Annotated in this window: 20 protein-coding genes and 1 tRNA gene; 9 read left to right on the top strand and 12 right to left on the bottom strand. The window is 60.8% G+C overall.

The features are described 5' to 3' along the window. Positions 1-9: 9 nt before the first annotated feature. From PspTeo4_RS12265 to PspTeo4_RS12235, 7 genes are all read right to left on the bottom strand, one after another. Positions 10-1,437, bottom strand: a complete 1,428-nt coding sequence (locus PspTeo4_RS12265; RefSeq protein ID WP_322364031.1) for an MBOAT family O-acyltransferase — start codon at positions 1,435-1,437, stop codon at positions 10-12. Between the two features lie 14 nt (positions 1,438-1,451). Then, complete coding sequence (locus PspTeo4_RS12260) at positions 1,452-2,906, bottom strand: alginate export family protein (protein ID WP_322364030.1); 1,455 nt, start codon at positions 2,904-2,906, stop codon at positions 1,452-1,454. Continuing rightward, a complete protein-coding gene (locus PspTeo4_RS12255) occupies positions 2,903-4,354 on the bottom strand; it encodes a sel1 repeat family protein (protein ID WP_322364029.1) in 1,452 nt (483 codons plus the stop codon). Before PspTeo4_RS12255 ends, PspTeo4_RS12260 begins: the two co-directional genes overlap by 4 nt. A 19-nt stretch (positions 4,355-4,373) precedes the next feature. Then, positions 4,374-5,537, bottom strand: a complete 1,164-nt coding sequence (locus PspTeo4_RS12250; RefSeq protein WP_322364028.1) for a PilZ domain-containing protein — start codon at positions 5,535-5,537, stop codon at positions 4,374-4,376. Between the two features lie 32 nt (positions 5,538-5,569). Then, complete coding sequence (locus tag PspTeo4_RS12245; protein ID WP_322364027.1) at positions 5,570-7,099, bottom strand: glycosyltransferase; 1,530 nt, start codon at positions 7,097-7,099, stop codon at positions 5,570-5,572. A 157-nt stretch (positions 7,100-7,256) separates the two neighbouring features. Further along, entirely contained in the window at positions 7,257-8,564 is a 1,308-nt protein-coding gene (locus tag PspTeo4_RS12240; RefSeq protein ID WP_322364026.1) for a UDP-glucose/GDP-mannose dehydrogenase family protein, read from the bottom strand. Positions 8,565-8,814: 250 nt separating this feature from the next. Then, positions 8,815-9,054, bottom strand: a complete 240-nt coding sequence (locus PspTeo4_RS12235; RefSeq protein ID WP_322364025.1) for a hypothetical protein — start codon at positions 9,052-9,054, stop codon at positions 8,815-8,817. Positions 9,055-9,108: 54 nt separating this feature from the next. Here PspTeo4_RS12235 and PspTeo4_RS12230 point away from each other — a divergent pair, with 54 nt between their 5' ends. The 5 genes from PspTeo4_RS12230 (at position 9,109) to PspTeo4_RS12210 (ending at position 12,764) form a co-directional block, all read left to right on the top strand. Further along, complete coding sequence (locus PspTeo4_RS12230; protein ID WP_322364024.1) at positions 9,109-9,498, top strand: helix-turn-helix domain-containing protein; 390 nt, start codon at positions 9,109-9,111, stop codon at positions 9,496-9,498. 63 nt (positions 9,499-9,561) lie between these two features. Then, a complete protein-coding gene (uvrY, locus tag PspTeo4_RS12225; protein ID WP_322364023.1) occupies positions 9,562-10,200 on the top strand; it encodes a UvrY/SirA/GacA family response regulator transcription factor in 639 nt (212 codons plus the stop codon). Positions 10,201-10,206: 6 nt separating this feature from the next. After that, positions 10,207-12,030: an excinuclease ABC subunit UvrC gene (uvrC, locus tag PspTeo4_RS12220; RefSeq protein ID WP_322364022.1), complete on the top strand. Its 1,824-nt coding sequence runs from the start codon at positions 10,207-10,209 to the stop codon at positions 12,028-12,030. Positions 12,031-12,063: 33 nt separating this feature from the next. Further along, positions 12,064-12,624, top strand: a complete 561-nt coding sequence (gene pgsA / locus PspTeo4_RS12215; protein WP_322364021.1) for a CDP-diacylglycerol--glycerol-3-phosphate 3-phosphatidyltransferase — start codon at positions 12,064-12,066, stop codon at positions 12,622-12,624. Positions 12,625-12,688: 64 nt separating this feature from the next. Beyond that, positions 12,689-12,764 (top strand) — tRNA-Gly (locus tag PspTeo4_RS12210). Between the two features lie 1,031 nt (positions 12,765-13,795). On the opposite strand, the gene PspTeo4_RS12205 is transcribed toward PspTeo4_RS12210, so the two are convergent. Genes PspTeo4_RS12205 through PspTeo4_RS12190 form a run of 4 tightly spaced genes read right to left on the bottom strand, consistent with a single transcriptional unit; the run spans position 13,796 to position 17,715 of the window. Next, positions 13,796-14,662: an urea carboxylase-associated family protein gene (locus PspTeo4_RS12205; protein WP_322364019.1), complete on the bottom strand. Its 867-nt coding sequence runs from the start codon at positions 14,660-14,662 to the stop codon at positions 13,796-13,798. A gap of 39 nt (positions 14,663-14,701) precedes the next feature. Further along, a complete protein-coding gene (locus tag PspTeo4_RS12200) occupies positions 14,702-15,373 on the bottom strand; it encodes a GntR family transcriptional regulator (protein WP_322364018.1) in 672 nt (223 codons plus the stop codon). Beyond that, positions 15,370-16,869 (bottom strand): amino acid ABC transporter permease/ATP-binding protein, encoded by a 1,500-nt coding sequence (locus PspTeo4_RS12195; protein WP_322364016.1) that lies wholly within the window; start codon positions 16,867-16,869, stop codon positions 15,370-15,372. Before PspTeo4_RS12195 ends, PspTeo4_RS12200 begins: the two co-directional genes overlap by 4 nt. 15 nt (positions 16,870-16,884) lie before the next feature. Further along, on the bottom strand, positions 16,885-17,715 hold the full coding sequence (locus PspTeo4_RS12190; RefSeq protein WP_322364015.1) for a transporter substrate-binding domain-containing protein: 831 nt from the start codon (positions 17,713-17,715) through the stop codon (positions 16,885-16,887). A gap of 1,030 nt (positions 17,716-18,745) precedes the next feature. Here PspTeo4_RS12190 and PspTeo4_RS12185 point away from each other — a divergent pair. From PspTeo4_RS12185 to argE, 4 genes are all read left to right on the top strand, one after another. Further along, complete coding sequence (locus PspTeo4_RS12185) at positions 18,746-20,023, top strand: NAD(P)/FAD-dependent oxidoreductase (RefSeq protein ID WP_322364014.1); 1,278 nt, start codon at positions 18,746-18,748, stop codon at positions 20,021-20,023. A 69-nt stretch (positions 20,024-20,092) separates the two neighbouring features. After that, entirely contained in the window at positions 20,093-20,518 is a 426-nt protein-coding gene (locus PspTeo4_RS12180) for a RidA family protein (RefSeq protein WP_322364013.1), read from the top strand. Between the two features lie 47 nt (positions 20,519-20,565). Further along, positions 20,566-21,243, top strand: a complete 678-nt coding sequence (locus PspTeo4_RS12175; RefSeq protein WP_322364012.1) for a DUF1028 domain-containing protein — start codon at positions 20,566-20,568, stop codon at positions 21,241-21,243. Beyond that, positions 21,236-22,393, top strand: coding sequence for an acetylornithine deacetylase (gene argE / locus PspTeo4_RS12170; protein WP_322364011.1), 1,158 nt, complete (start codon positions 21,236-21,238; stop codon positions 22,391-22,393). The genes PspTeo4_RS12175 and argE overlap by 8 nt, the downstream gene beginning before the upstream one ends. Before the next feature lie 58 nt (positions 22,394-22,451). On the opposite strand, the gene PspTeo4_RS12165 is transcribed toward argE, so the two are convergent. Continuing rightward, positions 22,452-23,363 (bottom strand): LysR family transcriptional regulator, encoded by a 912-nt coding sequence (locus PspTeo4_RS12165; RefSeq protein WP_322364009.1) that lies wholly within the window; start codon positions 23,361-23,363, stop codon positions 22,452-22,454. Between the last annotated feature and the right edge of the window lie 94 nt (positions 23,364-23,457).

Raw genomic sequence — 23,457 nt, 5'->3', positions numbered from 1 at the left:
GGCCGTCTCCTAGAACTGGAAATACAAGAAGGGCGAGAACGAGTTGGCCGCCAGGCTGCTCAGCGCCAGCAGGAAGCCGCCCCACAGCAGCACGCTGTGCAGCACGCCGACATGGCGCATGAAGTAGCCCTCTTTGTTGCCGGCGTAGAAACGCACATTGTTGATGCCGGCCAGCACCAGCCAAGCGATGGCCACCAGAGCGAAAGCCATGGCCATTTTCGAGGCGCCGAGCACGTACAGCTCCAGTGAGCCGAAACCGTTGAAGCCGAACAGCGCCTGGTAGATGTCGATGCTGTGGCGCAGGTCCATGGTGAAGAACAGCGGCATGCTCAACACGATCAGCAAGCCGGTGCGCAGGTTGCGGCCCAGGTGGTAGGGGGTGGTGACCTTGGTCGCCAGGTTGAACTTGCGCTCCAGCACCATGCCCACGCCGAAGAACAGCCCCCAGCAGATGAAGGCGAAGCTTGCGCCGTGCCACAGGCCCGACAGCAGCATGGTCCAGACCAGCGCGGGCAGGGCACCGGCCACGCGCTTGCGCACCAGCGGCATGTACACGTAGTCGCGCAGGAAGTGCGCCAAGGTCATGTGCCAGCGCGACCAGAATTCGGTGATGCTCTGCGACACATAAGGCTGGTTGAAGTTTTCCGGGAAGCGGAAGCCCATCATCAATGCCAGGCCCAAGGCCATGTGGCTGTAGCCGGCGAAGTCGAAATACAGCTGCAGGGTCGAGACCACCAGGCCGAACCAGGCGTCGCTGAACTGCAGGGTGCCCTCGCTGACGAACAGCACGTTGATCGGCGCCAGGCGGTCGGCGATCAGCACCTTCATGACGAAGCCGAGCATGAAGCGGCACACGCCCAGCGAGAACAGCTCCAACGAATGGGTGCGTTCGCGCAGCTGCGGCGCCAGCTGGCTGTAGCGCAAAATCGGCCCGGCCACCAGATGCGGGAACAGTGCGACGAAGGCGGCGAAGTCGATGAAGTTGCGTGTCGGCGTGGCGTCCTTGCGGTAGATGTCGACGATGTAGCTCAAGGCGTGGAACACGTAGAACGAAATGCCCAGGGGCAGGAAGATGTTCTCCAGGGTCCAGGTGTTGATGCCCAGCGGCGCCAACAGCATGGCCAGTACTTCGGCACCGAAGTTGGCGTACTTGAAGTAGCCCAGGGTCGACAGGTTGCCCGCCACCCCGATCCACAGCAGGCGCAGCGCCCAACGTTTGTCGCCAGCGTCAAGGCGGGCCTTGATGCGCAGGCCGAACCAGTAGTTCCAGTAGGTGATGCCCACGAACAACAACAGGAAGTCCGGGCGCCACCAGGCGTAGAAGATGTAGCTGGCGGCGACGATCACCGTCGAGCGCCACTGCGCCTTGGCCAGGAAGTACACGGCCAAAAACAGCGGCAGGTAGAGAAACAGGAACACGTTGGAGGCGAAGATCATGGCGCTGCCCGTCCTTAGTAACTGATGACCACGCCGACGCTCAGCTGGTAGTCGTCGCCGGTTGCCAATGCGCTGCCGGCATTGAGGTAACTGGCGCTGACCAGCGCGTTGACATCCAGGTGCTTGCCGTCGAGTGCCAGCGGAAACATCTTCCAGTAGTAATTGAGGTCGACCATCTGCCCGACATTGCGACCGTTGCCATTGCTGCCCTGGGTGATCGCCCGGTTGCGTTCGGCGCGCTGGTCGCCGTTCATGCGAATCGGCAGGGTGCCGTCCTCGTCGCGCAGGTTCAGTTGGGTCACGCGCAGGTCCAGGGCGCTGCGTGGGGTGGGCCGGGTCTCCACGGCGATGCCGTAGTAGCTGAGGTTGCGCAGGTCGAGGGCGACGAACGAGCTGGTCAGGCGTGTGCTGTAGGAGCCGCTGCGGGTGATGCGGTCGGACTGGATGGCGTTGAGGCGGAAGCCGTCGTTTTCGTCGCTCGGTTTGTCGGTGAGGCCGCCACGCAGCGCAAGGCGCGGGGTCCAGGGCAGCGTGTCGAAACGCTTGCCCAGCTCGCCAAGGGCAGCCCAGCCCTTGCTGTCGTGGCCGGTGGTGGTCACCCCGTTGCCATCGGTGTTGTCCATCTTGCCGTCCAGTGCGGCCAGCTCCAGGTGGTAGTCGCTGAGCACCGGCAGGCCCAGGTTGTCGCCCTTGAAGAACAGCCCGTAGCGCAGGCCCTTGAAGTCGTAGCGGTCGTCCGCGTCATGGCCGCTGTGGTCGTTCTCGTGCATCAGGCGCACACCGGCCTGGTTGTTCTGGCTCCAGCGGTAGGCGTACTGGCCCATCACGTAGGTGGTGCGCGATTCGCTATCGGCCAGGCTGTTCACGTCGGTGTTGTAGTTGTGGAACTTCTGGCCAACGGCGATGAACGCGTCGGAGAAGGTGTCCTGGTAGTTGAAGCGCAGCGATTCGAGGCTGTCGTCCCACCAGATGCCGTAGTCGTCGTAAAAGCGCTGGCGGCCAAGGGAGGCGGAAAAACGCGGGTCGTCGCCGATCAGGTTGCGTTTGACGTACAGCTCGCGCAGCTCGGCGTACCAGCCCTCGGGCTGCTCGCGCTCGCTGCTGTTGGTCGACTCGTTGGTCAGGTTGCTCGACTGGCTGGTGTCGTAGTTGAGCCACAGGCGGCCGTAGACCATCCACTTGGCCCAGCGCTTTTCAGGCGAGTACCAGGCAAACGATGGCTCGTAGCGCAGGCTGTAGAACATTTCGCGGTCGCTGCCGACCTGCGAGTCTTCAGGGCCGTAGCCGGTCTGCACGGTGAGCTTGTTGAAAAACTCCGAGGTGATCACCGGCTCGCTGCCATCGGCTGCGGCCACACGGACCGGCTCATTGCTGTCGGCTTCGGGGCCGGTGATTTCTTCGGCGGCCAGGGCCACTGGCAAAGGGGCCAGGGCCAGCAGGGCGCCGAACAAGGAATGGTGTGCTTTCACAGCGTTGCCTCCTTCAACAGATCGTTGCGTGCGGCCAGGGCACGCTCGATGTCATCCTTGGGTAGTGTCTTTTCCAGGCGGCGGACCAGGCTGCGCGCACCGCGCTCGCCAAGGTCCAATGCGACCCGGGCGTAGGTGTAGGCCTTGACCGGGTCATGGCAGATGGCGCGGCCATAGGCATGCAGCGTGGCCATGCGGTACCAGGCGGCGGTGGAGCCCTTGGTCGCTTCTTCCTGGAACAGCGCCAGGGCCTTTTCCTGATCGGGCTGGTCTTCCACGCCCTTGCTGTAGTACTCGGCCAGCAGCAGGCCGGCACCTGGGTACTGGCTGGTGCGCAGTTCTTCGATCAGGCCGCGGGCCTTGTCCGGGTCCAGGGTCAGCCAGTTGTTGACCATGTAGAACGAGGCCTGCAGCGCCTTGGCGCGCATCGGCTCGCGCTGGCGGACCTGGTCGATCAGCGCCTGGGTTTCTTCGGCGTTGTGCTCGGTGGGGTTGGAGATCATGAAGTTGGCCTTGGACACCATGGCCGGCACAAAGCCACGGGCCACGGCATCGTCACGCCAGCGCTGAACCTGCGCGGTGGCGGCCGCCAGGGCGTCGGCCTGGGCCTTTTCGCGGGCTTGCTGCTCCGGCGTGGGGGGCGCGGGCACGGTGCCGGGCGCGCGGCTTTGTTGCTCGAAGCGGTCCGCTTCCTGCTCGGCGCGCTGCACGCTGGCAATGTTGTCCAGCAGTGAGGCGATACGGTGCACGATCTCGACCGGCAACTGGGCGCGCTGCGGTTCAAGCGTGGTGGCGAAGGTCGGGAACAGTTGGTCTTGCCGTTCGCCGAGGAAGGCGTAATAGCGGTCGATGGCGCGCACGTCGAAACGTGCTGCCTCGCGGTACCAGCGCTCGGCTGCAGCGCGATCACCCTGGCGTTCGGCAAGCACCGCGCGGTACAACTGCGGGCGGCAGTTGAGCAGGCAGGAGCGCTCGTACAGGCCCAGCAGCTCCGAGGCCTGATCGGCACTGACCAGCTCCGGGTAGGTGAGGAACACCTCCAGGGTAGTGCTGGCGTTACGCGGGTCGAGCGTGCTCGGGTAACGGGTCAGCGCCTGTTCGAGCCAAGGGCGCTGTGCTTCGCGCAGGCTCGGTGTGCGGTCGATCAGGCGGGCCAGAGACGCCAGTGCCGGGATCATGCCTTGGCCATCGGCGAAAGCGGTGTGGTACAGCGCAACCACCTCCTGGCGGCTGACATCGTCGCGGCTGGCCAGCACATCACCCAGCAGCAGCGTGCTGGCCAGGTCGCCGCGCCGGGCCAGTTCGCGCAGGTCGGCGCTCACATCGGCACTGGGGTCCTTGAACAGGGCATAGCGAACCTGCTCCAGGCTCTGGCCGGCAGTTGCGCTGCCCGCACAGGCCAGGGTCAGGCTGGCCAGCAGCAAGCGCGTGGGTGTCATCAAGGTCATGGCATTGTCCTCGACGGGCTCAGTTGGCGCGGCCGAATGGCAGGCCCAGGTACAGGTCGACCGCCACCGCCTTCTGGTAGGCCGAGGCCGGCAGCGGGCTGTCCGGCTGGATGGTCAGGGCCAGGTTGTGGTTGAGTTCATCGACGCGGGCATCGACTACCTTGCCGCTGTAGTGCTGGTCGAGGCCGAACACCTGCATGTCCACCGAGCGCACGCGGTCGACATCGGCGAGCTTGTCGAACGGCACGTTGGCACGCACGAACAGGCCTTGGTCCTTGGGCAGCAGGTGTAGTAGCGGCGCGTCCTTGTAGCCGTAGCCATCCAGACGTTGGGTCGGGTAGTAGACCTGGCAGTCGCACGGGCTGTTGATCACCGTTTCGATGGTGGCTCGGCCAAGCAAGGTCTGCAGGTCGCCGGGGGAGAGGTCGGCCACCGCCTTCATGTCGGCCGGGCTGGTGAAGCTGGTGGCCAGTTGCGTGGACACACTGGCCAACGGCTGGCCAGCCTGCACCTCGGTGGCACCGGCAGGCAGCAGATACTTCACATAGCCATTGTCGGGCATGCTGATGACCTGGGCGTTGGTGGCCACCTGCGCCTGTACCGCCGGTACGCGGAAGAACAGCAGGTAGCCCTTGTAGCCAACGAAAGCCAGGGCTGCCAGGCCTGCTGCGGTGTACAAAAGGGTTCCGGTGAATGCCTTGAGGCGGGCGCCCGGCGTGCGCGCGGTGGCGTACTTCTGCTTGCGTTCCTTGATGTAGTTTTCCCGTTGCATGACGTTGAACAGGCCGTTGATGTCGGCAATTTCACCCGACATGTAGGCGCTGATCAGGTAACGCAGGATGTCGCGCTTCTGCGCGTCGAGTTCAACGAACTGCGCACCCACTTCGCTGCCGCGCTGCGAAACGATGCGGATCTTGCTGTCGATGCTCAGGTCGACCTGGTTCAGGCGCAGGCGGATCGAGGCGTCATACAGCGCGCCGATCTTCAGCGGCGCTTCATGGCGCAGGCCCAGGCCGCCCAGGGAGATATCCTGCAGAGCCGTCTCGAACGGCGCCTGGCCGCTGGCGGACAAGCGCACGCGGGCGTTCATGCGGGTGCGTACGTGTTGGCGTTCGTCGATCGCCTCGTGAACGATGTTGGCCGCTGTCTTGCCCGGGGCCACGGGAATGTTCGAGCTACTCATGTGCAGGCGCCTTTCCTTAACGTTGCGTTGAGTTATCTGGAGAGTTCGAGAAGAACGGTGATGACCCCGAAGAAGATGGCGATCGAGGAGCACAGCATCGCCTTCGAGGACCAGCGGTTGAGGGTGGCGTCGAAGTCGACGCTGCCGGTGGTCAGGGTGGTCTTCTGCCGCGTCCAGCTTTGCTGGTCCATGTGGAACATCGCGTAGACCTTCATCAGCGAACCGACGATCTGGTTGTAATAAAGAACGAAGGGGTACATCGGGCTGACCGGGTGGCCGGCGAAGACGAACATCACCGTCACCAGGCTGCGCGAAATCAGCACCCAAAACAGGTACACCAGCAGGTACTGGATACCGAAGATCAGGCCGGCCATCACCGAGGCGGTCAGGCCCATCAGGCAGGTCCACATCGACACCCGCTGGTCCAGCAGCACATACAGGGTGAACAGCCCCAGGCGGGCGCGGCCGAGCAGGGCGGTGGCGCGGAAGTTCTGGCGCAGCGAGTTGCCATACCAGCGGAACATCAGCTGGCGGGTAGCGACCCAGAAGCTGTCGCTGGGTGGGTGCTCGACGGTGAGGGTGTGGCTGTCGGGCACGTAGAAGGTGTCCCAGCCCGCACGCATCAGGCTCAGCCAGCTCGACTTGTCGTCACCGGTGAGGAACTGGAAGCGGCCCAGGCGCCAGTGTTCGAGGAAGTCGGCCTCGACGTCGCGGATGAACTCGGGGTCGGTCATGACGCTGGCGCGGAAGAACGACAGCCGCCCGGTGAGGGTCAGTACCCGGTGCGACAGGGCCATGGAGCACATGTTGATGTGCCGCTGCACGAAACGCATCGAGTGCCATTGGCGCATCCAGCGGCTGCCTTCGACTTCGCAGAACTCGTTGGTGGTGAGGCCGCCGACATTCGGCAACACGGCGAACAGCTTGACCGCCCGCTCCACGCAGCCAGGCAGCATCATGGTGTCGCCATCGACCACGCCGACCACGGCATCTTCCATGGGCATCTGCCGCGAAAGCGCACGGAAGGCGTGGGCCAGGCCATCACGCTTGCCGGTGCCACGGGCGCGGACGATCACCAGCTTGATGTCGTCGCGGCCTTTGACCTCGTTGCGCATGATGTCCTTGATGAACGTCTCGTCGCCTTTCTCGACGATCGAAGCGATCACCGTGCAAGGCACCTTGAGCCGTTGCACCTCCTGGAACACCGACTGGTAGACCTTGAAGGTGGTCAGGGTCGGGATGCGAAAGCTGGTCACCACCATGAACATGTGCGAGGGCAGGGCGGCATCGCCCATGCGCTCGACCTGGCGGCGCAGGCGCGGGAACTTCAGGTGCAGGAAGTACATGCCGCGCACGTAGTGCACGATGGCATTGCCGTAGCGCCACATGCCCAACGTGCCGATGATGAAGATGAACAGGTGATGGTTCGGGTCCAGGTACTGCGGCGCGACCATCTCCGACGCCAGCGCGATCAGGCCGGCCAGGCACGCCCAGGCAAAGAAGCTGGCGCCTGCGCGCAAATAGCCTGGTGCCTCGAAGGGGCGCTGTTGCTGTCGATCCATGTAGCTTCAACTCCTGTATTCGGGTGCCGCGTCGAACCGACGAAACGCTGTTTCATCGGTTCGGCCGGACGCCGTGGGAGCTGGCGAAGCCTGCGATGACATCGATCGCAGACCTCGCCAGCTTCCACGGAGCGGCGGGGGGTAGGGACGCTGTCGGTTACCAGCAGATACCCTGGCGCTGGGTGTCGCTGGTGTCCGCCATGAAGCCGACCAGGTCGATCACCCGCTTGCCGCTACCGGCCTCGAGGGCCTGGGCAAAACGCTCGTCGTTGTTGCCCAGCACGATCACGTCAGCCTCGTCGATCACCTGATCCAGGTTGCTGTGCAGCAACGAGGACACATGTGGAATCTTCGACTCGATGTACTCGCGGTTGGCCCCGAACACGCGGGCGTACTCGACGTTGGCGTCGTAGATGCGCAGGTCGTACCCTTTGCCGATCAGGCGCTCGGCCAGCTCCACCAGCGGGCTTTCGCGCAGGTCGTCGCTACCGGCCTTGAAGGCCAGGCCGAGCAGGGCGATCTTGCGTTTGTCCTGGCGCTCGATGAGGTCGAAGGCGGTTTGTACCTGGTTGCGGTTGCTGGCCATGATCGACGCCAGCAGCGGATGCTCCACGTCCAGCTGGCTGGCGCGGTAGGTGAGGGCGCGCACGTCCTTGGGCAGGCACGAGCCGCCGAAGGCGAAGCCCGGGCGCAGGTAGTAGCGCGACAGGTTGAGCTTGTAGTCCTGGCAGACCACGTCCATCACCTCGCGGCCATCGACGCCCGAAGCCTTGGCGATGTTGCCGATCTCGTTGGCGAAACTGACCTTGGTGGCGTGCCAGACGTTGCAGGTGTACTTGATCATCTCGGCGACTTCCACCGACTTGCGAATCACCGGGGCGTCCAGGCCCTCGTACAGCGATGCAAGCAGGTCGCCTGACTGGCTGTCCAGCTCGCCGATCACGGTCATGGCAGGGAAGTCGTAGTCCTTGATGGCGGTGCTTTCGCGCAGGAACTCGGGGTTGACCGCGACACCGAAGTCTTCACCGGCCTTTTTGCCCGAGGCGGCTTCCAGCAGCGGGATCACCACGTTCTTCACGGTGCCGGGCAGCACGGTGCTGCGCACCACCACGGTGTGACGGCTACCCTTGTCGCGCAGGGCCGTGCCGATTTCGCGGCAGACCGCTTCCATGTACACCAGGTCCAGGTCGCCGTTTTTCTTGCTCGGTGTGCCGACGCACAGCAGCGACAGGTCAGTGGCGAGAATCGCCGCCTGCACATCGGTGGTGCCCCGCAGGCGGCCTTTGCGCACGCCGTCGAGCAGCAGCTCTTCCAGGCCCGGCTCGACGATGGGCGATTTGCCCTGGTTGATCAGGTCGATTTTTGCCGGCGAGATGTCCACCCCCAACACCGTGTGGCCGCGGGCCGACAGGCAAGCTGCGCAGACCGCGCCCACATAGCCAAGTCCAAAGATACTGATGTTCATAGATCCCTCTCCCTCGGGCGCGGCAAAGCCGGCCGAGAAACTCAGTTTGGTTAGTTTTTAAATAGGCAGACGCGCAGAAGTAAGCCGCGCTCAGAAGTGGCGTAACAGGCTGTTTCTTAGTTGTCTATTTACATCCTAAGGGTGTTTTTATTTTTGTCGCAAGCGTTGATCTTCTTAAAGTTGAAAATAACTTTAAAAGTGCTTGTTAAAGTTAAAAAACACTTATAAATCAATAGGTTAAAGTTTGATATTAGTTGGGCGTCAAAAAAATGATTTGCCTTGATTGACGGCAAAATGGCGTCAATTCTATGTCTTTTCGGGTTTTTTCGGCATTGTCGTCTACTCTGTCAGTATCTTTGGTTTGACTGGTGGGTTTATGTTTTTCCATTTTTTCAGTTGTTTTTCCGGGGGTTGCTGCCGCCACGCCTGCTGTTTCAAGGCGCCGGCGATGGATAAAACCCAGGTTGCGGCAATGAGAGGTCAGCGGCATAGTGGCCTTTAGATATCTACTTGCTCGCGACAAGAAAGAATGGAGAGGCAGTCAATGAATGGATTCGGTCCGCGCTTGAGGGAAGAGCGCGAGCGCTTGGGAATGACTCAGCGGGTATTTGGCGACATCGGTGGGGTCGAGCCCAACGCTCAGGGCAAATACGAAAGTGGCGAGCGTGCGCCGCGGGTTGATTACCTGGCCGCGCTGGCATCGAGGGGCGTGGATGCTCTTTATGTGCTCAATGGCACCCGCATGCCGTTATGGGCTCACAGTCTGAGCACCGAGGAACACACACTGCTCAGTGCGTTTCGGCGACTGCCAGAGGCAGACCGGACGGCCTTCGGACACTTGCTGAGGCGTTTGCTGGGTGAGGACTGTGAACAGAAAACAGCAGGGTCATCCCCGGAGCATCGCCAGACGTTTCTGACAGAAGTTTTACGCTAGGTCCGCCACGAAAAATTTTGTTAAGGTGGCGGGATCCAATCGCCCTGTTGACGAGGTGTGTGCTTGATTAGGGTCCTAGTGGTCGACGATCACGATCTGGTACGAACCGGTATTACCCGCATGCTGGCCGACATCGATGGCCTGCAGGTGGTGGGCGAAGCGGATTCGGGCGAGTCGGCGCTCAAGCTGGTCCGCGAACTCAAGCCGGATGTCGTCCTGATGGACGTGAAAATGCCCGGAATCGGTGGCCTGGAGGCCACCCGCAAACTGCTGCGCAGCCACCCGGACATCAAGGTTGTGGCAGTGACCGTGTGCGAGGAAGACCCGTTCCCCACCCGCCTGATGCAGGCCGGCGCCGCCGGTTACCTGACCAAAGGGGCAGGGCTGGACGAGATGGTCCAGGCCATTCGGCTGACGTTCGCCGGGCAGCGTTACATCAGCCCGCAGATTGCCCAGCAGTTGGCGCTCAAGTCGTTCCAGCCACAGGGTTCGCCTTTCGACGCCCTGTCGGAGCGGGAAATCCAGATCGCCCTGATGATCGTTGGTTGCCAGAAGGTGCAGATCATCTCCGACAAGTTGTGCCTGTCGCCCAAGACCGTCAATACTTACCGTTATCGGATCTTTGAAAAACTCTCGGTCACCAGCGATGTCGAGTTGACCTTGCTGGCCGTTCGCCACGGTATGGTCGACGCAAGCCTGTAAAACCTCATGTCCCAAGAATTTGATGCCAGCGCGTTCCTGGCAACCTGCAGCGGCCGTCCGGGCGTGTACCGGATGTTCGATGCCGAAGCACGCCTGCTTTATGTAGGCAAGGCCAAGAACCTCAAGAAGCGCCTTGCCAGCTACTTCCGCAAGACCGGGCTGGCGCCGAAGACCGCCGCCCTGGTGGGCCGCATCGCCCAGGTCGAAACCACCATCACCGCCAACGAAACCGAGGCGCTGTTGCTGGAGCAGACCCTGATCAAGGAGTGGCGGCCGCCTTACAACATTCTGTTGCGCGACGACAAATCCTACCCCTACGTGTTTCTATCTGACGGCGAATTCCCACGTTTAGGAATACACCGGGGGGCGAAAAAGGCCAAAGGGCGCTATTTCGGCCCATACCCCAGTGCGGGCGCCATTCGTGAAAGCCTGAGCCTGCTGCAGAAGGCCTTTTCGGTACGCCAGTGCGAAGACAGTTACTACGCCAACCGTACCCGGCCATGCCTGCAGTACCAGATCAAACGCTGCAAAGGGCCGTGCGTCGGCCTGGTCGATGCGCAGGAATATGCCGAGGATGTACGCCACTCGGTGATGTTCCTCGAAGGCCGCAGCCAGCAACTGGGTAATGAGCTCAGTGCCGAGATGGAAAAGGCCGCCATGGCCCTGAATTTCGAAAAGGCCGCCGAGTTGCGTGATCAGATTGCCCTGTTGCGTCGGGTCCAGGACCAGCAATACATGGAAGGCGGTACCGGTGATGTCGATGTGGTCGCCGCCTTCGTCAACCCGGGCGGTGCCTGTGTGCACCTGATCAGCGTGCGCGGCGGGCGGGTGCTGGGTAGCAAGAACTTCTTCCCGCAGGTGGGCATCGAGGAAGAGGTGGCCGAAGTCATGGCCGCCTTCCTGTCCCAGTACTACCTGGGCAACGCCGAACGCGAACTGCCGGGTGAACTGATCGTCAACGTCGTGCATGAAGACTTCGAGGCCATCACTGAAGCGCTGCACACCTTGCGTGGCCGCGAGCTGACCATCAGCCACCGCGTGCGCGGAACCCGCGCCCGCTGGCAGCAGTTGGCGGTGACCAACGCCGAACAGGCGCTCAATGCCCGCCTGGCCAACCGCCAGCACATGGCTGCGCGCTTCGAGGCCCTGGCCCAGGTGCTGGGCCTCGATGAAGTACCGCAGCGCCTGGAATGCTACGACATCAGCCACTCCAGCGGTGAGGCCACCGTGGCCAGCTGCGTGGTGTTCGGCCCGGAAGGCCCGCTCAAATCCGACTACCGCCGCTTCAACATCGAAGGCGTCACCGCAGGCGACGACTATGCCGCCATGCACCAGGCCCTGACCCGTCGCTATGGCCGCATCAAGGACGGTGAAGGCAAACTGCCCGACGTGTTGCTGGTGGACGGCGGCAAAGGCCAGTTGAACATGGCCCGCGAAGTGATGCAGGAACTGGCCTTCACCGACCTGACCCTGCTTGGCGTGGCCAAGGGCGTGACCCGCAAGGCCGGTTTCGAGACCCTGTACCTGAACGACGTGGCCCACGAATTCACCCTCAAGGGCGACAACCCGGCGCTGCATCTGATTCAGCAGATTCGCGACGAAGCCCACCGTTTCGCGATCACTGGCCATCGCGCCCGCCGCGGCAAGGCCCGTCGCGTGTCGAGCCTGGAAGACGTGGCCGGGGTAGGGCCAAAGCGGCGCCGCGACCTGCTGAAGCATTTCGGCGGGCTGCAGGAGCTCAACCGCGCCAGTATCGATGAAATCGCCAAAGCGCCCGGCATCAGTAAAAAGCTTGCCGAGTCGATTTATGCCAGCCTGCATAGCGAGTAGAATGCCGGGCTCAACCCGCAGCCAGTCGTACCGATGAATATTCCAAACCTGCTCACCGTTCTACGCGTCCTGCTCATTCCGATCTTCATTCTGCTGTTCTACATGCCCTATCACTGGAGCTATGCAGCCGCCAGCAGTGTGTTCGCCATCGCCGCCGCCACCGACTGGCTGGACGGCTACCTGGCCCGTCGACTGCAGCAGAGCACGCCGTTTGGCGCCTTCCTCGACCCCGTGGCCGACAAGCTGATGGTGGCCGTGGCCCTGGTGCTGCTGGTGCAAGTGCACGCCAACTTCTGGCTGACCCTGCCGGCGGCGGTGATCATCGGCCGTGAAATCGTGGTGTCGGCCCTGCGTGAGTGGATGGCCGAGCTGGGGGCGAGGGCGCATGTGGCGGTGTCGAACCTGGGCAAATGGAAGACGGCTGCGCAGATGCTGGCGCTGGTGATCCTGCTGGCCAACCCACCGGCAATGACCTTCTGGGTGATTCTGGGCTACGCTCTGCTGCTGGTGGCTGCCGCCTTGACCCTGTGGTCGATGGCGCATTACCTGCTGGCTGCCTGGCCGCATCTGCGCGAAGGCTCGGAACAGAAATAAAAGTTTTTTTGAATCAAGGGGTTGACGCCGTTTTAGATATCGCTAGAATGGCACCCATCACGACGCGGGAATAGCTCAGTTGGTAGAGCACGACCTTGCCAAGGTCGGGGTCGCGAGTTCGAGTCTCGTTTCCCGCTCCAGTTATAGATCTACAGAGTTCCACGGAAGTCTGTAAGTCGTTGAAAAAAGGGCCGAAAGGCCCTTTTTTCGTTCCAGCGAAAACCACTGAAAACCGGTGGTAGCCGGCCATTTTAAGGCCAGATTTGAGGCCAGAATGGGATAGACCCCAATTCGGTTTTTCGATGGAGCACGATCGGTGACGAGATGAGCATTTGGCTTCCGGCAGGTTCAGGAGGTCACCATGGCTCTTTCGGAAATGGCGATTCGGCATGTCCGAGTCACCGGCAAGGACGGCGTAGCTGGCCACTTGTCCATTCTCTCCCTGCATGGGGTGCAAGGGGGGCGAGTGTTCGAATTACTCCGTCCCGACCAAATAACTCCAAAGCATCCAGTCACTTAGCGGTGGCTGGATTTTTTTATGCCTGATCGATTTTAACTGGTTAGCAATTTTGCCCCGCTTTTTGCCCCGCCGGGATGTCGATTGAATGTCGCGTGCTGGTTAGCACATCAGAATCCGTAAGTAGGGCTGCTCAGGACCATCGATTTGGGTGGACTGACTTCCACAGGGCGTGAAGCTGCCAGTCGTGTCAGAGGTGATCTTTGTGGGAGCGGGTTCACCCGCGAACACGGGCGTAGCCCGTGCCATCCTCCGCGCTGCCTGCTTCGCGGCGGTTCGACGCCTCGATAAACCCGCTCCCACAGAGTTCGCGACAGCCTTGGAAAATGAGCAAGACCATTGCTTTCGCAATTGCCGCTATGGGTCGATAGCGAACACTCACCAGGGACAGATCATGCGTTGTAATCGAGAAAGTTTGAATTCCGCCATATTTTTCCAGACAAAGCCCGTCCTAGACGGGCTTTGTCGTTTCTATTGACGCAATGCGCCGGTGCCACGAAGCTCTGTACCAAGCTGTAACTGACTATCAAAACAGAGCCTTTGGACGTGGCGGCGGAACAACTCACTGATTGGCAGTTGCGCGGAATATGCCACGTCCTTCTGGATTTCTTCTTTCGGCCCGTAGCTGCCCTCGTGGACGATAACTTGATATAGCTATTGACCGATCCCATGAGTTCGATCGTACCCACTGACTCCTGGCGCGATCCACCCTTCAGGCCGCTGCTCTGCTTCGTAGATTTCCACCAGTAGTGGATAGCATTTCGCGGTGTCTGACGAGTGCTCGGCTGAGCAGTCACCGCCTGGGCAGGCCGAGAGGCAGCCGAGCAGGTCGATTTCTGCAAAAAACTCGAGATAATCGCCAGGTTGCACTGGGCTGGCCTTCATGAAGTATTGGCCCGTGTCTCGGGTGAAGCCGGTGCACATGAACACGTTCAGAACATCATGCACATGTGGCTCGGCGTCATGCGGCGCCAGTCCTGTTGATGCAGACAGTGCGCGGGTCAGGTTGGAATGGCAGCAGTGGTGATACTGGCCGCCATGACTGAGCAGATTGTGGGTGTAAGGATCGCAGCGTGTACCGATCACGTCGTGGACTGAACCGCCGTATTCATCAAACCCATACCAGTCGAGCGTGTCATGGGTGATTGTCGCCATGGGGCGCAGATAGGGAAAGCTGGAGAACAATTGATCGCCGACGCCCAAGTGTGTGCCATTCAATGCTCGGGTCTTGCCTGTATAAAACCGCTCTGTGAGGTCATGTTGGTTAAAGAGGTTCAGATCGCCGACCTGCGGCCCCTCGGTCGAGACAATGCGAAAAAAACATCCAGCTGGAACGGTGAAAGTTGCTGCATCGCGGGCCGGCACTATTACGGTTCTGACATGCTTGAGTCCGTCGCGCAACGCGCGGTAAGTACCAATGTCCGGACGGGGTAATGTCTCGACCGGGTAGCAGAGTACCGGCTTGATTGACTTGCGCTGTGCAGCGTCATTCGGGGCTTTGGATAGAGGGGTGGGCTTCATGCGTTTCTCCTTTGGGGTGTGCGTGGCCATGTCTGCGGGTTACCCGCGGGCAGGGTGGCTCAGTAGGTCGAGCAGGGCATGCTCGGAATCGTCCAAGTAACGAGTCATGGCTTCGGCTGCCTCATGGCGACGGCCAGCAGCAAGCAGGTCGTGGATCTCGCAGTCTCGTTCCAGCCATGGGCGCTGGAAATTTTCTTCGTCAGGGGCCACGGCGAATACCAGGCGCATCTGCGCGGCGATGTTGGTGAAGAAAGCGTCCAGCAGCGGGCTGCGTAACAGCCCGACGATGTGCTGGTGAAAGCGCAGGCTGTGGGTGCCAAAAGCCTGCCAATCTTCGCGGTCGCGGGCCAGCTCGGCTGCCTCGATAGCGTCGAGCATCGAGTCGGACTGGTACTCCCGCAGCGGCTTGCTGCCCAGGATGGCCTGGATCTCCAGAGTGCGGCGCACCAGGAACAGGTCGCGCACTTCAGCCAGACCTATGCGGCGGACCATCACGCCCTTGTTGCGCACGTAGCTGGTCAGTCCCTCTCTGCCGAGTTGGTGCAGGGCCTCTCGCACGGTGTTACGTGAAGCGTTGTAACGGCTAGTCAGATCGGCCTCGATCAGGGCCATGCCGGGCAGCAAGCGTCCACCGATGATGTCCTCGCGCAGTTCGCAGGCCACCTGGTCCGCCAACGACAGCACTTGCTCTGTGGGGAGTTTGTTGTTCATGCCAGCTGTACGTCCTTCAAGAAGCGACCCATGCGTTCGCTGCGGTTGTCGAGCAGGTCGCGCGGGGCGCCGGCCTGGACGATTTGCCCGCGCTCCATGAACACCACGCGGTCGGAGACTTGGAAGGCAAACTTCATTTCGTGAGTGACGATAACCATGGTCATGCCTTCGCGGGCCAGCTCTTCGATCACCTTGAGCACGTCGCCTACCAGTTCCGGATCGAGGGCCGAGGTGGGCTCGTCGAACAGCATCACCCGCGGGCGCATGGCCAGCGCCCGGGCAATGGCCACGCGCTGTTGCTGGCCGCCGGAGAGTTGGTGTGGGTATTTGCCGGCGTGATCCCGCAATCCCACCTTGGCCAGCAGCGAGAGGCCCAGGGTGCGCAGTTCGGCTTCATTGGCGTGGCCGTGATGGCGGGGCGCGAGCACGACGTTCTCAAGTACCGTCTTGTGCGGGAACAGGTTGAACCCCTGGAACACCATGCCGACCTGGACGATTCCTTCCAGGTGCAAGCGGCTGGACAAGCTGCCGCCGTCTTCCAGGCGGCCGCGCAGGAACGGCGTGCCGCACAGTTCGACCTGGCCGCGGTCGAGGCCTTCCAAGCCATTGAGGGTGCGGATGAGGGTGGTCTTGCCGGAGCCTGACGGGCCGATGATAGAAACTACCTCGCCGAAGCGGATGTCCAGGTCGATACCCTTGAGCACCTCGAGCTCGCCATAGTGCTTGCGTGCTCCCAATACGCGCAGCGCGAAATTGCCCCGGCACGGGGCCAGAGGGGCGGTCGGCAGGAGGGCGTGGCTGTCCGGGACGGGGCGCGGGGTGCGCTGGCTGACGTCCAAGTGGCGTTCCAGGCGTTTGAGCAGGTAGCTGAACACCGTAACGATCAGCACGTAGTAGAACGCGACCGCCAGCATGGTTTCCATTACCAGAAAATTCTGGGTATAGAGCTGTTGGCCCACCAGCAGAATCTCCGACAGCGAGATCACCGATACCAGTGACGTCAGCTTGACGATGGTGATGTATTCATTGGCCAGGGTCGGCAGTGCCACCCGCAGCGCCTGAGGGATCACGATCAATCGCTGAGTGCCGGTGTAGCCGATACCCAGTGCCTTTCCAGCCTCGAGTTGGCCTTTGGCCACGGCCAGCAGCCCGCCCCGATGAATTTCCGCGATATACGCCGCTTCGCTCAGCACCAAGGCGATAAGGCCTGCCGCATAGGGATTGGAGAGCAGCACGCTGGTCGCTGGGAAAACCTGGGGCAGGTTGTAGACGAAGATCAACAGCACCAGCAGCGGAAGGCTGCGGAAGAACCAGATGTACAGCGCTGCGGCGCGGTTGACGGTGCGGTGACGCGACTGTCGGGCCAGGGCCAGGATAAAGCCAAGCACAATGCCTGCCAGCCAGGTTTCGACGCTCAGTTCGACGACCGTGCCGACCGCTTTCCAGAAGTCACCGTTGACCAGCAGGCTTGCGGTGTAATGCCAATCAAATTGCATGCTGTGTACTCCGGATTATTGCGAAACCGCTTGAGGCGCTTTGCCCAGGGCCTGGGCAACGTCGGTTGGGGTGGGTTCGCCCAGGTTGTACCGGTTGAGCAGCGTCTGGTAGTCGCCGCTTGCTTTCATGGCGGCCAGGCCTTGATCGATTTGCTTGAGTAGCGCGTCGTTGCCCTTGCGTACGGCCAGGCCGATGACCACTGGGTAGATCAGCGTCTTTGAGCTGAGGGTGACACGGCCCTTGAGTTTGTCAGCGGTGATGGCGGCCACGGCAGCGTCTTCGAACTGCACGTCCACGGCGTTGGCTAGCAGGGCCTGAGCGGCTTCAGGGGAGGTCGGGAACTCGCGGGAGTCGATCGGTGCCTGGCCGTTGGCTTGGCAGTAGCTTTTGGACAGGGCCATGAGCTTGGGAATCCACGAGCCGCCCTTGATCGAGCCGACGCGTTTGCCGCAAAGGTCTTCGGGGCTTTGCGGGCGGAAGTTATCGTCGGTACGCACCATCAGCGAGGCGCCACTTTTCAGGTAGGGCACGAAGTCAACTTGGGCGGCGCGCTCGGGGGTGACGTACAGGGCCGAGGCGACCACATCGAAACGGCGTGCATTCACACCCATTACAAGGTTGGCGAAGCGAGTGTCATGGAACTGCGGCGTGAGCTTGAGTTGCTGGCCGAGCAGGGTCATGAACTCAGGGTCGAAGCCGGCTGGCTTACCCTGGGCAAGGTACGTGTAAGGTGGGTAGGTCAAGTCCGAGCCGATACTCAGGTGCTCGGGCTGCAAGGTGCCGTCGGCGGCGTGCGCTGTAGCTGCAAGAATTAGGGGGAGGGTGAGGGCTGCTGCGCGAGACATAGGGGGGACGCTCCACTGATGATTGTTCAACAATCGATGCAAGTGGTGATAACAATATTTATGCCAATGTTTTAATTTGCGGCATGTAAACTTACTTCGCCCTACGATCTGCACCAAAAAAGCCCAGAGGTGTTGCGCACAGAAACAAAGTGGTGCGTGTGTCCTTTCGCAGAAACATGTGAGAGAGCGAATTTGTAGTAATTCAGCGGTATCACACCATACGTCCATATTCCCCCATCGCCTTCCCGCCCGAGTAAGCCAGGCCATGGGGCTCGCAGCACTTCGAGCAGGGCGAATGCGGCGCTGCCCCCTGGGCGCAGATCTACAGGCGCCATCGCTGCATGCCGCGCCAGGCGCGGTAAAGCGTTTCATGTTCGGGTGGGGGGCTCGGCGCGGTCGAAATTTCACGCTCAGGCTGGCAATCATCTCGGCCGGGTCGCCAGCATAGTTGCCATCGTAGATCGCTAGTGGCCGGGCATTTCAAGGCCAGATTTGAGTCCAGACTGGGATAGACCCCAATTCGGTTTTTCGATGAGGCAGGACCGTGGGCGAGATGAACATTTGGCTTGCGGCAGGTTCAAGAGGTCACCATGTCTCTTGCGGAAATGGCGATCCGGCATGCCCGAGATCAGACATTCGATGCTGAGTTCAATCAATGCATCGCCTTTCGCAGGTTGAGTCTGAAAGCGGGCCGGTAGAGCACGCTGTCGCAGATCTCGATGTGGTGGCGGTGCCCAAGCCGCCTATGGAGCACAACCCATTAAAGGTCAGCCGATGGCAGACCTTTCCGTGCCTTGTCCGAATTGCCTGCACCGGCAAGCGCGCTTCACAGGACCAAGCTTTTTCCTAGCTAACGACCACAAAAATCATAATTTCGCATTTCTCAGCTCCTGAACAGAATGTGACCCATCCCACCTTGTGGTGCGCTGCGCTGTCTGCGGCAGTGCCTATCTCAAACAGGTAAGGGATGTGCCCGGACAGCAAGGCTCAGGCCGACCTGATTCACATCTGCCTCTCGAAGGACCCAGAAATGCCAGAACAAAAAATAGAAATCGATACGCTCGTTGTTGGCGCCGGCCAAGCTGGCGTTGCCGCGAGCGAGCACTTGAGCAGTCTCGGCGTTCCTCACCTCGTGCTGGAGCGTAACCGCATTGCGCAAGCGTGGCGCACTGGCCGCTGGGACTCACTGGTTGCGAACGGTCCGGCGTGGCATGACCGCTTCCCTGGGCTGGAATTCGATGATGTCGGTCCAGATGATTTCGCATCGAAAGACCGTGTTGCCGACTACTTTGAGGCCTATGCCAAGAAATTCAACGCGCCAATTCGCACGGGTGTTGAGGTCAAGAGCGTCGTGCGCAACGCTGGTCGCCCAGGTTTCACCGTCGAAACGTCTGAGGGTGTGATCGAGGCGAACCGGGTAGTGGTTGCCACGGGCCCTTTCCAGAAACCTGTGATCCCCCCAATCGCGCCTGAAGACGGCAGCATTCACCAGATCCACTCCGCGGCTTATTACAACCCAGAGCAACTGCCTGAGGGTGCAGTGCTCGTTGTCGGGGCCGGCTCTTCGGGCGTTCAGATCGCCGACGAGCTTCAGCGTGCTGGCCGTAAGGTCTATTTGTCCGTAGGTCCGCATGACCGTCCACCGCGCGCTTATCGTAAACGCGACTTCTGCTGGTGGTTAGGCGTTCTGGGCGAGTGGGATGCTGAAACCGTCAAGAAGGGGCGGGAGCATGTCACCATCGCGGTGAGCGGTGCACGTGGTGGTAACACCATCGACTTCCGCGGCTTGGCGCACCAAGGCATGACGCTGGTCGGCCTGACCAAATCCGTTGAGAACGGTGTGGTGTCGTTCCATAGCGACCTTTGCGCCAACTTGGCGGCTGGTGACGAGAATTACCTGTGGCTCCTGGATGCTGCCGATGCCTACATCGAAAGCAATGGCCTGGACCTGCCGGAGGAGCCGGAAGCGCGCGCGAAGTATCCGGACCCTGAATGCGTCACCGACCCGATTCTCGAGTTGAACCTGGCCGAAGCAGGCATCAACACGATCATCTGGGCTACTGGCTACTCCGTCGACTACAGCTGGCTGAAGGTCAACGCCTTCAATGAAAACGGTAAGCCGAAACACCAGCGCGGCGTATCGAGCGAGCCGGGCGTGTACTTCCTGGGTTTGCCTTGGCTCTCCCGCCGCGGCTCCAGCTTCATTTGGGGTGTATGGCATGACGCCAAACATGTGGCCGGCCACATCGCCACCCAGCGCACCTATCTGTCCTACCGCGATGCGGATCAGCGCAAGCGCGACCAATAAGTCTTCGCATACAAGCGTGTTGACGATTTTCAGATCGCAAAACTCAAGATAATCACAGGACCGAAGAAGATGGCGACTCATACCCGCATCCGGATGTTCAATACCAAAGCCACCTACCCGAACCAGACACTGGACAATGACCTGTGCCAAGCCGTTCGTGCCGGCAATACCGTCTATGTTCGTGGCCAGGTAGGTACCGACTTCGAGGGGCGTCTGGTTGGCTTGGGCGATCCTGCCGCCCAGACCGAGCAGGCGATGAAGAACGTCAAGCAGCTCCTGGAAGAGGCCGGCAGCGACCTGTCCCACATCGTCAAAACCACGACCTACATCATTGATCCGCGCTACCGTGAGCCGGTTTACCAAGTCGTTGGCAAGTGGCTCAAAGGTGTGTTCCCTATCTCCACCGGACTCGTCGTCTCTGGCCTCGCGCAGCCGCAGTGGCTGATGGAGATTGATGTGATCGCGGTCATTCCGGACGACTGGCAGACGCAGTAATCGCATTGCTACTTTCAATCCTCAAGGCAAAAACCAGGGAGCAGTACATGACCTTTTCCATCATTGGCCGCTGCGCTGAGACAGGTCAGCTCGGCATTGCCATCAGTTCCTCCAGCATCGCCGTCGGTGCTCGCTGCCCTTGGGTACGTGCGGGCGTCGGCGCCGTTGCCACCCAGAACGTCACGCTGCCTGCCCTGGGGCCACACATTCTGGACTTGTTGGAGAGCGACAATCTGGATCCCGCCGCTGCGCTTGACAGGGCACTGAATGCCAATGGATGGAGCCAGTACCGGCAGGTGACCGTCATCGATGGCAGCGGTCGTATCGCGTTGTTCAGCGGCAAGGAGTCATTGGGCGTCTATAACGCGGTCGCCGGTGATCAATGCGCTGCGGCTGGAAACCTGTTGTCCAGTGTCGACGTCATCCCGGCAATGGTTCAGGCCTTTGAAGACGCACCGGGTCAGCTTGCTGATCGCTTGCTCGCTGCCATGCATGCTGCGATGGCTGCTGGTGGGGAAGCCGGGCCTGTGCATTCTGCTGCTATCAAGATTGTCGGAGACCTCATCTGGCCGATCGTCGATCTGCGGGTAGACTGGGCTGATACAAATCCGATTGGTCATTTGGACGCCTTGTGGCAGGCCTACAAGCCACAAATGCAGGATTACCTGACCCGTGCTCTTGACCCCACTGCCGCTCCAAGCTACGGAGTGCCAGGCGATGAATAATCAGTCCAGCCGCGATCTGCTGGAGCGGCTGATAGGTTTTCCTACGGTAAGTCGCGACTCCAATCTGGAACTGATCTACTTCATCCGCGATTATCTGGAAAGTTACGGCGTTTCCAGCGAGCTGTTCCTCAATGAGGAGCGAACGAAGGCCAACTTGTTTGCCACTATCGGCCCTGATGTCGAAGGTGGAGTCGTACTTTCCGGGCACACCGATGTGGTTCCGGTAGAGGGGCAGGCGTGGACGGTGGAACCCTTCAGGATGTCTGAGTCTGACGGCCGCCTTTACGGTCGCGGCGCTGCCGACATGAAGGGCTTCATCGCCTGCACGTTAGCCGCAGTGCCGGTGTTCCTGTTGCGTTCGCTGCGCGTGCCTGTCCATCTGGCTTTCTCATATGATGAAGAAGTCGGCTGCCTCGGTGTGCGTTCGATGTTGGCTGAGCTGGAAAAACGCCCAAACAAACCCAGGCTCTGTCTGATTGGTGAGCCAACCGAGCTCAAACCCGTGCTGGGGCACAAGGGAAAGCTCGCCATGCGCTGCCAGGTCAAAGGCGCCGCGTGCCACTCTGCATACGCGCCCTATGGTGTGAATGCGATCGAATATGCGGCAAAACTCATTGGTCGGCTGGGCGAGCTTGGCGAGGAACTCGCCAAGCCTGAAAACCACGACGAGCGCTTCGACCCACCTTTCTCTACGATCCAGACCGGAGTTATCCGCGGCGGCCGAGCGCTCAACATAGTTCCGGCCGAGTGTGAGTTTGATTTCGAGGTGCGTGCGTTGCCAGGTTTTGATGCCAACCAGGTTGCGGTGCAGTTGGAAGCCTATGCGTCGACCGAGTTGGTTCCGCGCATGCAGGCGGTGAAGGCGGAAAGTGGGATCCAGCTCAAGCCACTGAGTGCCTACCCGGGTTTGGCCACTTCACCGAACAGTGAAGCTGCACGGGTGTTGTCACATCTTTGCGGGTCCACTGACTTTGGGACTGTCGCCTTCGGTACTGAGGGTGGCCTTTTTGATGCGGCGGGCATCCCGACAGTGGTGTGCGGGCCCGGTAGCATGGACCAAGGCCACAAGCCCGACGAATTCGTCACCCTTGAGCAGCTCGAAAGCTGTGATGCGATGATGGTTCGCTTGGGCGATTACCTCAGCCTTTGATATCGAACCTGCAATGTTGCAAGCCCGGCTCCCACAGGAGCCGGTTGCTTCGTGCAGGCTATTGGCTCATTGCTGTCAGGCGTTCACGGCAGAAGTCGACGAACAATTGCGCCGGTTTGGTGAGTTGCCCTTTGCGCAATCGCGCGCTCACCAATCCCGAAGTCGTCACCGGCTCTGCCACTTCGAGCGTCACGACTTGCTTCCCATCATAGGTGCAGGTCGAGTGCGGCCGTGTGACCAACAAAGAGAAACCGAATCCCTGTCCTACCATGCCGCGGACCATTTCGATTGAGGGTGAGCCGAACACAATATTGGGTGTAAGCCCAAGCTCGTGGAACAAGCTCACGAAGTAGGTGCGGCTGGGGAGAACGTCGAGCAGAATCATCGGCTCTCTGGCCAAATCACGGAGTGATACCTGCGATTGCCCCGCGTAGCGATGGTTGGCCGCAAGCAGCACATACGGTTTTTGCGGTGGCATCAATGGCTCGGTGACGATCGTGCTATCCAGCTCATGCTCGTACAGGAATGCGACATCGAATGTCCCGGCAGTGAGCCCCTGAACGAGCTCCTGCTGGTCGCCGTCACGTAGCCGTATGTTCACGCCCGGATAGATCTGACAGAACTCGGCAATGAGCTGCGGCAGGTAGAGCGGAGCGACTGTTTCGAAACAGCCGATATCGATCTGCCCGGCCACTACGTCATTGTCAGCGAGGGCGTTCTGCTCGAATTCATGGGATAGCCGGAGCAGCTCCTGAGCCTTGTGATAGAACCTCTTTCCGCTAGGGGTCAGTGACACCCCTTGGGCGTGGTGGCGAATGAAGAGTTGGACGCCAAAATTTTCTTCCAGGCTCTTGATCGCGGTCGAGATCGATGGCTGCGCGATGTACAGCTGACGCGAAGCTTCGGCGACGCTGCCGGCCTCGACGGTCGTCACGAAGTATTTCAGTTGCCGCAAGGTATAGGACGCCACGGTTACCTCGGTTGCTTGGCCGACAAGCTATTGCCCACCGGCGCCGTCACACATTTAGGCTCTGTACGAAAAGCCTTGATACTCGGTGATGCTG

Source organism: Pseudomonas sp. Teo4 (assembly GCF_034387475.1).
Lineage (GTDB): Bacteria > Pseudomonadota > Gammaproteobacteria > Pseudomonadales > Pseudomonadaceae > Aquipseudomonas.
This window is presented reverse-complemented; position numbering and strand designations above follow the sequence as displayed.